Source organism: Aquipuribacter hungaricus, from assembly GCF_037860755.1.
Classification (GTDB): Bacteria; Actinomycetota; Actinomycetes; order Actinomycetales; family JBBAYJ01; genus Aquipuribacter; species Aquipuribacter hungaricus.
This window is the reverse complement of the sequence record NZ_JBBEOI010000485.1, coordinates 1-817: the sequence shown is the minus strand read 5'-3', so window position 1 is coordinate 817 and position 817 is coordinate 1. Positions and strand designations below refer to the sequence as shown.

At 81.3% G+C, this 817-nt stretch carries 1 pseudogene; it reads left to right on the top strand.

Annotation, left to right across the window (positions count from 1 at the left end):
* Window positions 1-817, top strand: a pseudogene (locus WCS02_RS20785) (chromosome segregation protein SMC); the annotation flags it as partial.

Sequence of the window (817 nt, the reverse complement as noted above, 5' to 3'; positions counted from 1 at the left end):
GTCGCCGCCCACGAGCGCGCGCTCGAGGCGCACACCGCCGCCGCCGACGCCCAGCGCGAGCAGGAGCAGGCGGAGCGGGTCGCCGACCGGGAGCGCGCCGCGCTGCTGGCCCGCCGCGACGCCCTCGCCTCGACCACCGTCCCCGTCGACGCCACCGCCGAGGTCCTGGGCTCGGGCGCCGGCGTGCTGGGGCTGCTGAGCTCGCTGCTGCGCGTCGAGCCCGGTCACGAGCACGCCGTAGCGGCCGCGCTCGGGCCCGACGCCGACGCGGTCGCCATGTCCTCGCTGTCCGGGGCCGCCACGGCGGTCGAGCGGCTGCACGACCGCGACGGCGGCCGGGTCGCCCTCGTCGTCCCCTCCGCGACGCCCCACGCCTCGGACCGGCCGCTGCCCGGTCTCGGGGAGCTCGACGGGGTGCGGGACACCGAGGGCGCCCGCCCCGCCGCCGAGCTCGTCCTCGGCGACGGCGAGGTCGCCGCCTGGGCCCGGCACCGGCTGGTCCGCACCGTCGTCGTCGACGACCTGCCCCGCGGGCTCGCGCTGCTCGGGCGCCTCGGTGCGGACGCCGAGGCCGTGACCGTCGTGACCCTGGTCGGGGACGTGCTCACCGCCGACGCGCTGCGCGGCGGGTCGGGGGCCGCGCCGTCGCTGCTCGAGCGCCAGGCCGTCCTCGACGAGGCCGGACGCGGGCTGGTCGCGGCGGAGGCCGTGCTCGAGCAGGCCCGCGCCTCCGTCGCCGCGGCCCGCCGCACCACGGCCGCCGCCCGCGAGCGCCTCGACGTCGCCGAGGCCGCGCGCACCGCCCTGGACGCCCGGA